This is a genomic window from Rhodococcus xishaensis (assembly GCF_004011825.1).
In the GTDB taxonomy this organism is placed as follows: domain Bacteria; phylum Actinomycetota; class Actinomycetes; order Mycobacteriales; family Mycobacteriaceae; genus Prescottella; species Prescottella xishaensis.
This window is the reverse complement of sequence record NZ_RKLO01000004.1, coordinates 378621-392255: the sequence shown is the minus strand read 5'-3', so window position 1 is coordinate 392255 and position 13635 is coordinate 378621. Positions and strand designations below refer to the sequence as shown.

Genomic DNA, 13635 nt, shown 5'->3' with positions numbered 1-13635 from the left:
AGCGTTTGCGTCTAGCGTCGGCTGGGTGATCACCCGTTCGACCGTCGACTCGTGGCTGCGGCCCGCGCCGCCGCCACCCTCACCGCCGCTCGACGCCCGTGAGCGGCGCGCCCTGTGGTTCGAGGTCACGATCGTCCTGATCGTGACCTTCGGGCTTTCAGGCGTCTACAGCGCGCTGTCGCTGCTCGAATCCGCACTCCAGCCGGGCGGGCTGTCCGAGCAAGCGGTCGCGCTCAACCCGTCCCGGTCGACACACTCGTACATCGACCTCGCCCGACAACTGCTCGGGATCGTCAAGCTCGCCGCGTGGGCGGCACTGGGCCTGTACCTGCTGTGGCGCAGCGGCATGGGCCCACGGCGGATCGGCCTCGGGCGGATGCGGTTCCGGGACGCGGCTGTACCCGGTGTCGGGCTCGCGGCCCTCATCGGCGTTCCCGGGCTGGCGTTCTACCTGGCCGCGGTCGCGCTGGACATGAACCTGACGGTCATGCCGAGCACCATCGACGACCACTGGTGGCGGCTGCCCGTCCTGGTGTTGTGGGCGATCGCGAACTCGGCCGCCGAGGAAGTACTGGTGGTTGCGTACCTGATTTCGCGGCTACGCCGGCTGGGCTGGGGCGAGAACTCGTCGCTGCTCGTGTCGGCGCTGCTGCGCGGCAGCTACCACCTCTATCAGGGCCTCGGCGGCGGTCTCGGCAATGTGCTGATGGGGTTGATCTTCGGCCGGTACTGGCAGCGGACCGGCAAGCTGTGGCCGCTCGTGATCGCGCACGCCCTGATCGACGCCGTCGCGTTCGTCGGATACGCACTGCTCCGCGGGCACGTGTCGTGGTTGCCTTGATCTCGGCCGTTGGTGGTCGTGCGTATTCTCGGTGATCGTGAACGGCGAGACCCCCGACGGACGTCAGCCGGGCCCGCCCCGGCGCGGCCGTCCCCAGCCGCCGCGTAGCGCTCCCCCGCCGCCGCGTGGCGCTCCCCAGCCACCGCGTGGCGTTCCCCAGCCGCCGCGTGGCGCTCCCCCGCCACCGCGTAGCGCGCCCCCGCCACCGCGGCTGCCCCGGCCTGTGCCGGGGCCCGAGGGCTCGCAGGTGATCCGGCGCGACGGCGGCCAGCGCCGACCATCCCCGCATCCGGCACCCCAACAGGCCTGGTCCCAGGCACCGTCCGGACCACCGCCTCACGGGTACGCGCCGACGCAGACACCGCGCCCGCACGCCGACCCCCGCCGCGTCCCGCCGGCGCCGCCGAACAACCCGAGGCCCCCGCGGCCGCCGGCGACCCCCAACGAGCCGCCGAACCAGCGACGTCCGCGCCGACGCTGGCGTTGGCCGCGTCGGGTCGCACTCGTGCTGATCGTGGCCTTGGTGGCGTCCGTCGGCGGCATGCTCTTCCTGGACACCAAGCTGAATCGCGTGAACGCCCTATCCGACTATCCCGGCCGCATCGCCGACACCCCGGGCACCAACTGGCTGCTGGTCGGCTCGGACAGCCGCGCCGGACTCACCCCCGAAGAGGCGGCGGAGCTGACGACCGGTGGTGAGGAAATCGGCGGACAGCGCACCGACACGATCATGCTCGTGCACATCCCGCGGAGCGGTGCCACGACGATGGTGTCGATCCCCCGTGACTCGTACGTCAACATCCCCGGCATCGGCCGAGGCAAGATCAATGCGGCCTTCTCCGAACCCAACGGCGAACAACTGCTCGTGCAGACCGTCGAGGAGGCGACCGGGCTACGTATCGACCATTACGCGGAAATCGGGTTCGGCGGTTTCGCCGGCGTCGTAGACGCGCTCGGCGGCGTGAACGTGTGCGTGCCGTACGCGATCGACGATCCCATGGCCGGCGTCAACCTCCCGGAAGGCTGCCAGGACCTGAACGGACGCGACGCGCTCGGTTTCGTCCGGAGTCGCGCGACCGCCCTCGCGGATCTGGACCGGATGGACAATCAGCGTGCCTTCATGAGCGCGCTGCTGGAGAAGGTGACCTCGCCCGCAACGCTGATCAATCCGCTGCGACTGTGGCCGACGGTGGCGAAGACGGCGGATTCGCTACAGGTCGGCGACGGGGACCATCTGTGGAATCTCGCTGGGCTGGCGTGGGCTATGCGCGGTGACGTGGTGACCACCACCGTCCCGGTCGGCGGATTCGACCTCGTCGCCGGTTGGGGTGACGTCCTGCTGTGGGACCGGGGAAAAGCGAGCGAATTCTTCGATGCGCTCGCAAATGACCGTCAGATACCGCAGAGCCTTCTGACCAGTACACCCTGATAGTTGTGACTCAGCGGCGCGACAGACACGTCGCGGGCGTAGTGTTTCGTTCATGACTGATGCGGCACGCCCGAGCGAGTTCCACCGACTGTTGCAGGAACAGATCCGCAACGAATTCACGGCCTCTCAGCAGTATGTCGCTGTCGCGGTCTACTTCGATTCGCAAGATCTTCCGCAGCTCGCCGGCCGCTTCTATCGGCAGGCGGCCGAGGAACGCGACCACGCGATGATGATGGTCCAGTACCTACTCGACAACGACCTGCCTGTCGTGGTGCCCGGAATCGACTCCGTCGAGACGGATTTCAAGTCGGTTCGCGAGCCCGTCGCATTGGCCGTCACGCAGGAAAAGGCCGTCACCGATGAGGTCACGCGCCTGGCCCGCACCGCCCGCGACATAGGCGACTACCTGGGTGAACAGTTCATGCAATGGTTCCTCAAGGAGCAGGTCGAGGAGGTCGCGAGCATGACGACATTGCTGACGATCGTCGATCGCGCTGGGGACAACCTCTTCGATATCGAGGACTTCGTGGCGCGCGAGATGAGTTCGGCGGTCAGGTCCGACTCCACCGCACCCAAGATCGCCGGCTCCTGATTCGGATTTGCCGCAATTGTCGACAGCTGACAATTGCGGGCACTCGATAACTTTGGAAAGCCCAACCTAATTTAGCCGACGCTAAATTAGTCGACCCCAAATGAGGGAACACTAGCCTCAATTAGGTTCCGCTTGGATGACAGTTGGCCCTGACCAGCGATATCTTTATTGCATGAGTGCTGCAGACGAGTCGCATCGGACCAAATTCCATGCACTTCTCCACGAACAGATTCGCAACGAATTCAACGCGTCGCATCAGTACCTTGCGACCGCGGTGTATTTCGACAACGCGGACCTTCCCCGTTTGGCCAAGCACTTCTACAAGCAGGCCAACGAGGAACGCAACCACGCGATGATGATCATCCAGTACTTCCTGGATCGAGACATCTCGATCGAGCTCAGCGGGATCGACCCGGCGAAGAGCCGCTTCGAGAGCGCCCGCGAGCCCATCGCGCTCGCGCTGGCCCAGGAGAAGGACGTCACCGAGCAGGTCGTCCAACTCGCCCGCACCGCCCGCGACGACGGCGACTACCTAGGCGAACAGTTCATGCAATGGTTCCTCAAGGAACAGGTCGAAGAAGTCGCCCGCATGACGACCCTCCTGACGATCGCCGACCGCGCCGGTTCCAACCTGTTCGATCTCGAGGACTTCGTGGCCCGCGAAATGAGCAGCGTCGACGACGCGTCGGGTGCGCCCGAGGTCGCCGGCGGAAAGATCTGACCCCCGGTTCAGCCGAAGGGCACCGTCACGCGCCTCGCAGCGCGTGACGGTGCCCCTCCGTTCGGTGGGCCGTTCAGCTCAGCGCAGCGTGACCTGGCGCCCACGCAGCCCGTCGCGGGCCCGCAGTTCCGCCGACGTCAGCGGCGCATCGACGGCCAGCGCCTCGGCCAGGCGTCGGCCCAACTCCACGATCGGCTCAGCCCACTCGTCCGGGTGCTTTTCGCGGTCGAGGTCGAAGACCGGGACGAGCAGACCGTGGGTCCGGAAGGATCCCGCGAACCGCGAGCCCTCGCCGAGGTGCAGCCCGCTGGCGGCCTGCAGGCGCGCGAGCGCGAGCATCAGAGCGTCCTCGTCCTCGGGGCGGACCCAACGCAGGTGCGCCCGCTCACCGGCGTCGACCCACCAGGCGGCGTCGACGCCGTCGGCCTCGACCCGCGCCGACGGCATGATCGCCATGTTCGCTTGCTGGACCGATGCGGCGATGTCCGGAGCCGCCTCGACACCTTCCGGAATCCACCAGTCGAAGTCCTGGTGGACGCTGATCTTCGGGCGCGCGTCCGCGACGAGGACGTCGGCCAGGCGTGGGCCGTCGGCCGGCGGGTCCGCAAATGTCAGCGAGGTACCCGGCTGCGCGGCCTGCGCCCAGACCACCGCAGTGCCGAGGTCGGCACCGGGGTCGGCCGTAGAAGCCTGGACCTGCAGGCCGACATACCGTCCGGCGGCACCAGCCTCGTCACGCACCAGTGCCGCGACTGCGCCCGGCAGGACCGTGGCGGCGGTCACCGGCTTGTCGGCGTCGCGGACGGGCAGTTCGACGAGGGCGGACGGCACGAACTCGCGCAGAGCGACGAGATCACACTCGGCGGCCAGGCCCGCGAATGGCCGGGTCGGCGCAGCGACATCGGCCTCACGCGCGAGGCGCCGCTGCTCGAGCTTCGCAGCACGGTTGCTACCGGGCTTTGGACCACTGTTTCTCTTGCTCTTCTTACCCACGAGGCCAAAACCTACACGGACGGGCCCACGATCTCAGCCGCCGAGCAGTCTCTTGGTGCGTCCGGGATGGTTCGTCGCCACCCAGCCCACCCCGAGTTCCTTGCACAGGCTGACGTCGGCGGGTTCATCGACGGTCCAGCAGTAGGTGGCGCGTCCCGCCGCGGCCGCCTTGTCGACGATCTCCGGATGCTCGCGCAGCGTCTTGATCGACGGCCCGACAGCGGTCGCGCCGACGGTGGTGGCGGCAGCCCCACCGCCGAGGTAGCGGGAGGCGTCCCCGAGCAGCACTGTGGGCAGCAGCGGCGCCGACCTGCGGATTCGCCACACAGCGGACGCCGCGAACGACATCACGACGGCCCGTGAGTGATCGGCCGAGGCCGGGGCCCCCAACCCGTAGCGGGCCAGCTCGGCGAGCACCTTGCTCTCGACCAGTCCGCCGTAGCGGACGGGGTGCTTCGTCTCGATGAACAACTTGGTCCGGCGCGACGTCCAGTCCAAGGTGAGCTCGATGAGCTGGGACAACGTCAGCAGCTCCGCCGGCTCTCCATCGGTGCCGTAATCGAGTTCGCCCAGGGTTCGGAGCGTCATCTCGCTGACGACGCCGGTGCCGGAGGACACGCGGTCCACGCGGCGGTCGTGGACGCACACGAGGTGGCCGTCTCGGGTGAGCCGAACGTCGCACTCGAGACCGTCGGCTCCCTCCGCGAGCGCCAGTTCGTACGCCGCGAGGGTGTGCTCGGCCTTCGCGGCCGACGCACCACGATGGGCCACTACGAGAGGTCCGCGCCGATCGGGGCTCATCGGACTGTCGCCTCCTCGGGTTGTGCGCTGCTGGGCACGTTGACCCACCGGGCGCTGCGGTGCGGGCGACCGAACAGGTCTCGGTCGTCGAATCGGCGCACGATGTGCAGCGTGAGCAGTGCAGTCGCGGCGGCGACGGTCGCGGTGACCGCGGCCAGCACCACCCCGTCCGCCTGCGCCTGCAAGGTGTCGCGGTTTCGCCAGAGCAGGCCGATCGCGACGAGTACGCCGTTCGCGACCCACGCGACCCACCAGATGCGGATCGCGGTCAGTGTCCGTCGGTCTCCGCGGGCGATCTCACTGAGGAACACCCCGGGCATCACGAGGTTGACGACGGGGACGAGCACGCCGACGGCGAGCGAACGCGGAGAACGTGGGTCCGCCAGCCCGCGGGCGGCGAGGACCCGGCGGCGGGTGAGGGCGAGTCGGCACACCGAGGCGATCGCCGCAGCGAGCGCAACGAGCGGTGCCGACACTTGAGTCGCCCACACCATCGAGTCCGACAATGCCAGGGTGAGCGGGTCGACCAGCTGGACCCGGTTGAACATGAGCAGTGCGTATCGGAAGGCCTCCGACGCGGCAGCGAGACCGAACACGATCGCGGTGCACGCGAGCAGGGTCGGTGCGAGGTCCGCGGCGGACTCGGTGCGGGTGAAGCGGTCGTCGGGTCGTTCCGGAGGGGGATCGAGGAGGCCCCAACGCGGCACCTGGCTGTAGCGGGGAGTCGGTCCGAGTTCGCGGGCCGCCGGTGGGCGCCGACCCGCGCTCTGCTGGTACGGGCTGCGGGCGACCCAGCGGAAGTTGCGTCCGGACGGTGGCGTGGGACGGTCGGTGTCGAACGGCGAGAGCAGCACTCCCTGGCACCGCGCGCACCAATGCGCCGGTGCTTCGACGACCGGCCATCGGGTCGCGCAGTGAGCACAAACCTGAATGACGCTCATCTAGTAGATCTTCGCTGACCCGGGATCGCCATCGGAGGTCAGCGGCAGTCCGGCCTTTTGCCAGGCGACCATGCCGCCGTCGACGTTGTAGGCGTCGAAGCCGATGCTGTTGAGGTACTCGACCGCGACGATCGAGCGTCCCCCTTGCCGACACACCACGAACACCTCGGCATCGATGTCGATCTCGTCCGTGCGGGCCGGTACGTCGATGATCGGGATGTGCTGCGCACCCGGGGCGTGCCCCAGCTCCCATTCGTCGACTTCGCGCACGTCCAGCAGGACGCTCCCCGGACCCGGCTCCGTCGGGAGGTCCGTCACAGAGACGCTGGGAACGCGCGGCATCGTCACGCCTTGATTGTGGCACGAACGCCCGTTCGGGTAGCGCGTCTCGCGTTATCACCTCGGGGCCGTTCGTGACCGGACCGACACGTTTCGCTCCCGGCGTCAGCCAAATGAGCATTCAAATGTGACCTGAACCACTGATTCCGCCGAGTTATCCACAGTTTCCACAGAATTGTCCCCAGTTCTGCACAACCCTGGTGGGGATCATTCACAGGTCAGCGGCCTGTGGCGGAAGATCCGTTGACAACTGTGCACCACCCGATCCACAGCAATCCACAGGCTGTGAGGAGGTGACTTGCAGAGGTCCGGTGCCCCGGTGCCGGCCCGCCGTCCCGAGATTCCTTCCAAGCGCCGCGCATCCGCGCATGCGACACAGTGAATGCGGCACAGTGGACGGCATGGATCTGAGAATCTTCACCGAACCACAGCAGGGCGCCACGTACGACGACCTTCTAGCGGTGGCGAAGGCTGCCGAACAACTCGGGTACGACGCCTTCTTCCGGTCCGACCACTATCTGGCCATGAACGTCGAGGGTCTGCCCGGCCCCACCGACGCGTGGATCACCCTCGCCGGTCTCGCCCGTGACACCTCCACCATCCGGCTCGGCACCTTGGTGACCGCGGCAACTTTCCGGTACCCCGGGCCGCTCGCCATCTCGGTGGCGCAGGTCGACGCCATGAGTGGTGGACGGGTCGAGCTTGGCATCGGCGCAGGCTGGTTCGAGGAAGAGCACCGCGCGTACGGCATCCCATTCCCACCGACTGGTGAGCGGTTCGACCGCTTCGAGGAGTCACTCGCGGTCATCACGGGCCTGTGGGAGACGCCGGTCGGCCAGAAGTTCAACTACGACGGCGTCTACTTCCCGATCAGCGATTCCCCGGCGTTGACGAAGCCAGTGCAGTCGCCGCGCCCGCCGATCGTGATCGGCGGGCTGGGCAAGCGGCGTACCCCGGCGCTCGCGGCGCGCTACGCCGACGAGTTCAACCAGCCGTTCCAGTCACTCGAGGGCACTGCGGCGGCGTTCGACCGGGTCCGTGAAGCGTGCCGAGCGGTCGACCGCGACCCGGACTCACTCGTTTACTCGAACACGTTCGTCCTGTGCTGTGGGCGCAACGAGGACGAGATCAAGCAGCGGGCCTCGCGGATCGGGCGGGAGGTCGACGAGTTGCGCTTCAACGGGCTCGCGGGAACGCCGGCCGAACTGGTCGACAAGATCGGACGCTACAGCGAGGTCGGAACGCAGCGGATCTACCTACAGACCCTCGACCTGGCCGACCTGGCGCATCTCGAACTCGTCGCAGCGGAAGTCCTGCCTCAGCTCGGCTGAGCGAGTCAGGCGCCCAGACCCACCGGGCAACTCACGCCCGTCGCGTGGACCGGGCAATAGCCGCCGGGATTCTTCGCCAGGTACTGCTGGTGGTAGTCCTCGGCGTAGTAGAACGTCGTCAGGGGTGCGATCTCGGTGGTGACCGCGCCGTACCCGGCGTCCGCGAGCCGCTTGCCGTAGGCCCCCGCCGTCGCCCGTGCCACCCGGTCCTGTTCGTCGGACTCGGTGTAGATCGCCGAGCGGTACTGGGTGCCGCGATCGTTGCCCTGACGCATCCCCTGCGTGGGATCGTGGTTCTCCCAGAACTGCTTGAGGATGCCCTCGTACGAGATCACCTTCGGGTCGAACACCACCAGGACGGCCTCGGTGTGCCCCGTGCGGCCCGAGCAGACCTCTTCGTAGGTCGGGTTGGGGGTGTAGCCACCCGCGTATCCGACGGCGGTCGAGTACACCCCGTCCAGCTGCCAGAACTCCTTCTCCGCACCCCAGAAGCAGCCCATGCCCACTACGGCGGTCTGCATGCCCTCCGGGAACGGCGGCTGCAGCGGATGGCCGTTGACGTAGTGCGCGGCGGGCACCGGCATGGGCGCCTCGCGGCCCGGCAGCGCCTGATCCGGCGTGACAATCACCGACTTGGCGCGAGCGGTACCGCCGTCGAAGAGGTCATCGAGCCAAGACATACGTCGATGCTACGCGCGGTCGGGTGTGTCGGCCGGGGTCCGGCTCGGCGTCGGTTCGGGCGTCTTGGCAGGTCGCTGGCCGATCCATCGGGTGCGCGCGCTCAGCCATCGCGCGGCGGGCACTTCGACCCATCGGTAGAGCACCTCCGATACGCCGGCGGTGACGACGAGGAACGCGAGCACCGCACCGGTCGGGCCGAAGGGTCCGACGGTGTTCTCGTACACCCGATAGAGGATCAGGGTGTGAACGAGGTAGATCGCGTAGCTCCGCGTTGCGGTCCACCGGACCACCGCCCACCTGGTGGGACGGCCGCGGTAGTGGCCCAGCACCAGCACCAGCAGCGCCACGACCGCAATAGTCCACATGTAGCGGTCACCCGCCCAGTAGACGCGGATCTCGGTCGCCAGCCGCACCACCTCGATCTGCGCGATGACACCGACGATCAGCCAGCGCCAGTCGACCAGGCGCGCGATGCCGAGGTAGATGAGCTGACCGAGGAACACCGTCGGCAGGGTTGCCGCCACCTTCGAGAGCATCGGCACCGTATAGGGCTGCGGGACGTACAGGTTGTAGAGGAGCACCAAGGCGCAAACCGCTGCGCCGACGAGCGGAACGACGATCGGACGGGTACGCAGGATCGGTTGCGCGGCAACGCAGAACAGGTAGAAGAGGATCTGGACGACTAGCGTCCACGTCACGCCAAGGACGGCGACCTGTGGCTTGAGGAAGAACCCGCCGAACACGAAGCTGAGTGCGGCCTCGATGTTCGAGATGCCAGGTTGTCCGCTGAACATCCCATTGATGCCGAGCCGGACCAGCAGGATCGCGGCCGCGATCGCGACCCAGAACGCCGGCAGCAGGCGTGCTACCCGGTCGAGCAGGAACCGGCCGGGATGCTTCCGAATCGCCGACCGCGTGATCAGCGCACCGGTGAGCGTCATGAAGATCGCCACGCCGAAGAACGACAGGTGCTGATTGAGGCCCAGTCCCTCGACGAACACCTTGTAGACGGCGTCGATCATCCACCAACCGGAACCGACGTCGTCGATCAGATAGAAGGAGATATGCGAGTAGATGACGGCGAGAACCGCGACCGCACGGAGCAAATCAGCGCCGGACAGCTCGACACGGGGTGCCAGATCGGCCCGCGATCTTGCGGCAGGCGTTTCGGTCGGCACTTGGAGAGCTTAGCGTTCACTTCCTGGCCCGTACCCATGAGAGGTCCCGGGCGCAGTAGAGCCACGATCGAAGCCCGAATCGCGGGTTCCCGAACATTTTTCTGAGGCAGCTCCCACCTCAGCGCGTTAGTTGCACAGGGTGTACCAATGAGAAGGGGTTGTCCCCGGTTCGACTCATCAAACACGCGTCAGGGCGCCACGCCCCTGAGGAAGGGAATCTCGTGTCTGTTTACACGCTGCCCGATCTCCCCTACGACTATGCGGCCCTCGAGCCTCACATCTCCGGCAAGATCATGGAGCTCCACCACGACAAGCACCACGCTGCCTACGTCGCCGGCGCCAACACCGCCCTCGAGAAGCTCGCCGAGCTCCGTGAGGCCGACGCCGTCGCCCCCGTGGTGAACCTGCACGAGAAGAACCTCGCCTTCCACCTCGGTGGCCACACCAACCACTCGGTGTTCTGGAACAACCTTTCCCCCGAGGGTGGCGACAAGCCCGAGGGCGAGCTTGCCGCGGCGATCGACAACTTCTTCGGCAACTTCGACGCCTTCCGCAGCCACTTCTCCGCCAACGCCAACGCGATCCAGGGTTCCGGCTGGTCCATCCTCGCCTGGGACTCGATCGGCCAGCGCCTGGTCATCGTCCAGCTCTACGACCAGCAGGGCAACATCCCCATCGGCCTGACCCCCCTGCTCATGCTCGACATGTGGGAGCACGCCTTCTACCTCGACTACCAGAACGTCAAGGGCGACTACGTCAAGGCCTTCTGGAACATCGTCAACTGGGCCGATGTCGCCGACCGCTTCGCCAAGGCCCGCACTCAGACCGCTGGACTCATCGTCCCGGCCTGATTCGCACTGCTCCCGGCAGCACCCTCGCACTGCTCCCCCCGGAGCACGCTCGCACTGCTCCCCCGGAGCACGCTTTCGGCGCCGCGCCCGGCACGCCCGGGTGCGGCGCCGCGCGTTTCACCGCCCACTACCCCGACCAACCAAGCATCCAATCGGTATGTTTTCCACGTTTGCGGTGGCGCGATCCGGACCCCGCACAGGATCTTGCCCAGTTCCGGGTGCTGATGCGACCAGTTGGGCGCTGGCACCCGGTACCCCTTGTGTGCCAGCAGCATGAGGGCGCATGCTCGAAATACCGATGAGGGCAGGGGAATCGGGGCCGAGATGAGCGAGCAAGAGTACGTCGGCGTCGCACCCTTCCACGCGCATGGCGATCTGTCCGGCTTCGTGATCTCCGGGCGGTGGCCCGCCACGACGCGGGAGTGGGCGCAACTGCTGGCGCTCGCTGTCCGAGTCGCGTCCTTGCCCGGCCTGTTGGCCACGTCGACGGTCTTCGGCGCGCGCGAGGAGTTGCCCGAGGATCCCGAACCCGGAACCGTCGGTCTCATCGTTTCGGAGGGCCCCGTTCTGGGCGACCGCGTCCTCACTCCGGGCCGGTTCGCCGAACACCAGCCGCCGGCGCTCCTGATGCTGCACCCACCGACCGAGACGGTGCCGTCTCTCCCTGAGTGCGCGGGGGCCGCGTCCGGCTGCATCCTGCTGCCCGGACTGCCGCACCTCGGCCTCGAACACCGGGCGGCTTGGGTCGAGGCGGAAGCCGACGGAACCGTGACCTCGATGGTTTCGCGCGTCGGAATCGATCCGATCAGAGATCCCGACACCGCGGTTCTGGCCATGCTGCTGGCCGCATGACGCCCGCCGGAAATCGAAAGTTCGGATCCCCAAAATTATTGCGCCCTTTGCGCTTTCGCTAAACCAGGACTACCGTTTCCTTTGCGAAGGGGAGTAGCCCGCAATCGCTGGGTCGACATGCTGGCCGGCACATCGAAGTGTCCGCCCGGCCCGCGAACCGGACGGCGTCCGGTGGGCGAGACCTTCGGCCGTGGACACGTCCATCGTGTTCGGGCCGGAGGAAGGTTCCCGACATCCTCCGAGAACTAGAACCGGAGGAGGTCCGAGGAATTGTCAGCCGCGATCCTGCTGAGTTTCGGCGTCATCTTCGTCGCCGAGCTGGGCGACAAATCCCAGCTCATGGCTATGACGTTCGCGCTGCGCCACCGCTGGTGGATGGTGCTCGCAGGCATCACCTTCGCAACCACGGTCGTCCACCTCGTCTCCGTCGGCGTCGGCCATTTCCTCGGCGCATCGCTGCCCACCACGGCGATCTCGATTCTCGCCGGCCTCGCTTTCGTGATCTTCGGTCTGTGGACGTTGCGCGGCGACAGCCTGTCCGACGACGAGCAGCGACGGGCCCAGAAGGTGACCGGGTCAGTGTTCCTGGCCGTCACCTCGGCGTTCTTCCTCGCCGAACTCGGCGACAAGACGATGCTCGCCACCGTCACCCTCGCCGCCGACCACGACTGGGTGGGCGTGTGGATCGGTTCGACTGTCGGCATGGTGGCCGCAGACGCCCTCGCCATCGTCGTTGGCGCACTCCTCGGCAGGCACCTGCCGGAGGTTCTCGTCCGGGTCGGTGCCGCGGTGCTGTTCTTCGCGTTCGGCGCGTGGCTGGTGCTCGAGGCACTGTTCCCGGACACCCCGGCCGGCACGATCTCTGCGGGCGTGGTGGTGGCCGTCTCGGCGGCGATCGCAGGCATCCGATGGCTGACGCGGCGCACGCGTTCCGGCGTACCTGCGGAGCAGATCGACACGGCCCACGTGTCCTCCTAGCTGCGTTCCTGCCTGGTCAGGAAGTTCCTCAGAAGTCCCAGTCGGCGTCCTCGGTCGGCTGCTGGTGGCCGATGACGTACGCGCTGCCCGCCCCGGAGAAGAAGTCGTGGCTCTCCAGCGCCCCGGGATCGAGCGACGACAAGATCGCAGGGTCGACCTCGCAGTCGGCCGGCGCGAACAGCGGTTCGTACCCCAAGTTGGCGAGTGCCCGGTTTGCGTTGAACCTCATGAAAGACAACACCTCCGGGGTCCAGCCGACCTCGTCGTACAGATCGGCGGCGTAGCGGACCTCGTTGTCGTACAACGTTCGCAGCAGCTCGTAGGTGTAGTCGCGGTGCTCGGCACGCGCTTCGGCGTCGAGCTGCGCGAGCGCCTGCCGGCACTTGTATCCGATGTAGTAGCCGTGGACCGCCTCGTCACGGATGATCAGGCGGATCAGGTCTGCGGTGCTCGTGAGCTTGGCGCGGCTCGCCCAGCGCATCGGCAGGAAGAATCCGCTGTAGAAGAGGAACGACTCGAGCATCACCGAGGAAGCCTTGCGTTTGAGGGCATCGTCGCCCCGGTAGTAGTCGATAATGATCTGCGCCTTGCGCTGCAGGTGGGGGTTCTCCTCCGACCAGTCGAACGCGGCGTCGATCTCCCGCGTCGAACACAGGGTCGAAAAGATCGAGCTGTAGCTCTTGGCATGCACCGACTCCATGAACGCCATGTTCGTCAGCACCGCCTCCTCGTGCGGGGTGACGGCATCGGCGATCATCGCGACGGCGCCCACGGTGGCCTGCGCGGTGTCGAGGAGTGTAAGACCGGTGAACACCCGGATGGTCAGCCGGCGTTCGGCCTCGGTGAGGGTCTGCCACGACATGAGGTCGTTTGCCAGGGGAATCTTCTCCGGCAGCCAGAAGTTGCGGGTCAGCCGGTCCCACACCCTGACGTCCTCGGGGTCGGGTACTCGGTTCCAGTTGATCGCCCGGACTTGTTCCATGGTCCTTCCGCTCCCCACGTTCGCCGTGTGGTGCGCGAGGTGATGCCCCCATTATCGCGCCGGAAGACGCCCTGTTCGCCCGGCTCCGCTGGAATCGTCCAGAAGCGCGCCCGGGTCCCCTAGAC

15 protein-coding genes are annotated in these 13635 nt (G+C 67.1%); 8 read left to right on the top strand and 7 right to left on the bottom strand.

Annotation, left to right across the window (positions count from 1 at the left end):
• Positions 1–25: 25 nt before the first annotated feature.
• The 4 genes from EGT50_RS11925 to EGT50_RS11910 all read left to right on the top strand — a co-directional run bounded on the left by EGT50_RS11925 (position 26) and on the right by EGT50_RS11910 (position 3583).
• Complete coding sequence (locus tag EGT50_RS11925; protein ID WP_127954776.1) at positions 26–841, top strand: CPBP family intramembrane glutamic endopeptidase; 816 nt, start codon at positions 26–28, stop codon at positions 839–841.
• A gap of 247 nt (positions 842–1088) precedes the next feature.
• Entirely contained in the window at positions 1089–2270 is a 1182-nt protein-coding gene (locus tag EGT50_RS11920; protein WP_127954935.1) for an LCP family protein, read from the top strand.
• A gap of 52 nt (positions 2271–2322) precedes the next feature.
• Positions 2323–2862, top strand: a complete 540-nt coding sequence (locus EGT50_RS11915) for a ferritin (protein ID WP_127954773.1) — start codon at positions 2323–2325, stop codon at positions 2860–2862.
• Positions 2863–3034: 172 nt separating this feature from the next.
• The gene (locus tag EGT50_RS11910; protein WP_127954771.1) at positions 3035–3583 is read left to right on the top strand and encodes a ferritin; all 549 of its coding nucleotides are present in this window, start codon (positions 3035–3037) and stop codon (positions 3581–3583) included.
• A 78-nt stretch (positions 3584–3661) separates the two neighbouring features.
• Here EGT50_RS11910 and EGT50_RS11905 read toward each other — a convergent pair whose 3' ends face one another.
• The 4 genes from EGT50_RS11905 to EGT50_RS11890 are packed head-to-tail and all read right to left on the bottom strand — an operon-like array spanning position 3662 to position 6660.
• Complete coding sequence (locus EGT50_RS11905) at positions 3662–4576, bottom strand: DUF5926 family protein (protein ID WP_127954769.1); 915 nt, start codon at positions 4574–4576, stop codon at positions 3662–3664.
• Between the two features lie 33 nt (positions 4577–4609).
• The gene (locus tag EGT50_RS11900) at positions 4610–5377 is read right to left on the bottom strand and encodes a glycerophosphodiester phosphodiesterase family protein (protein WP_127954767.1); all 768 of its coding nucleotides are present in this window, start codon (positions 5375–5377) and stop codon (positions 4610–4612) included.
• Positions 5374–6318, bottom strand: coding sequence for a DUF4328 domain-containing protein (locus EGT50_RS11895; RefSeq protein ID WP_127954765.1), 945 nt, complete (start codon positions 6316–6318; stop codon positions 5374–5376). Before EGT50_RS11895 ends, EGT50_RS11900 begins: the two co-directional genes overlap by 4 nt.
• Positions 6319–6660 (bottom strand): rhodanese-like domain-containing protein, encoded by a 342-nt coding sequence (locus EGT50_RS11890; RefSeq protein ID WP_127954934.1) that lies wholly within the window; start codon positions 6658–6660, stop codon positions 6319–6321. It lies immediately after the preceding gene.
• 398 nt (positions 6661–7058) lie between these two features.
• Between EGT50_RS11890 and EGT50_RS11885 the strand changes: the two genes are divergently transcribed.
• Entirely contained in the window at positions 7059–7988 is a 930-nt protein-coding gene (locus tag EGT50_RS11885) for an LLM class F420-dependent oxidoreductase (protein ID WP_127954763.1), read from the top strand.
• A 5-nt stretch (positions 7989–7993) separates the two neighbouring features.
• On the opposite strand, the gene msrA is transcribed toward EGT50_RS11885, so the two are convergent.
• Entirely contained in the window at positions 7994–8668 is a 675-nt protein-coding gene (gene msrA / locus EGT50_RS11880) for a peptide-methionine (S)-S-oxide reductase MsrA (protein WP_127954761.1), read from the bottom strand.
• A gap of 9 nt (positions 8669–8677) precedes the next feature.
• Positions 8678–9847: an acyltransferase family protein gene (locus EGT50_RS11875; protein ID WP_127954759.1), complete on the bottom strand. Its 1170-nt coding sequence runs from the start codon at positions 9845–9847 to the stop codon at positions 8678–8680.
• A 221-nt stretch (positions 9848–10068) separates the two neighbouring features.
• Between EGT50_RS11875 and EGT50_RS11870 the strand changes: the two genes are divergently transcribed.
• The 3 genes from EGT50_RS11870 to EGT50_RS11860 all read left to right on the top strand — a co-directional run bounded on the left by EGT50_RS11870 (position 10069) and on the right by EGT50_RS11860 (position 12528).
• Entirely contained in the window at positions 10069–10698 is a 630-nt protein-coding gene (locus EGT50_RS11870; protein WP_127954757.1) for a superoxide dismutase, read from the top strand.
• Positions 10699–11022: 324 nt separating this feature from the next.
• Positions 11023–11550: a peptidase gene (locus tag EGT50_RS11865; protein WP_127954754.1), complete on the top strand. Its 528-nt coding sequence runs from the start codon at positions 11023–11025 to the stop codon at positions 11548–11550.
• A 270-nt stretch (positions 11551–11820) separates the two neighbouring features.
• Positions 11821–12528: a TMEM165/GDT1 family protein gene (locus EGT50_RS11860; RefSeq protein WP_127954752.1), complete on the top strand. Its 708-nt coding sequence runs from the start codon at positions 11821–11823 to the stop codon at positions 12526–12528.
• Between the two features lie 28 nt (positions 12529–12556).
• On the opposite strand, the gene nrdF is transcribed toward EGT50_RS11860, so the two are convergent.
• Positions 12557–13510, bottom strand: a complete 954-nt coding sequence (nrdF, locus tag EGT50_RS11855; RefSeq protein WP_127954750.1) for a class 1b ribonucleoside-diphosphate reductase subunit beta — start codon at positions 13508–13510, stop codon at positions 12557–12559.
• Positions 13511–13635 lie beyond the last annotated feature (125 nt).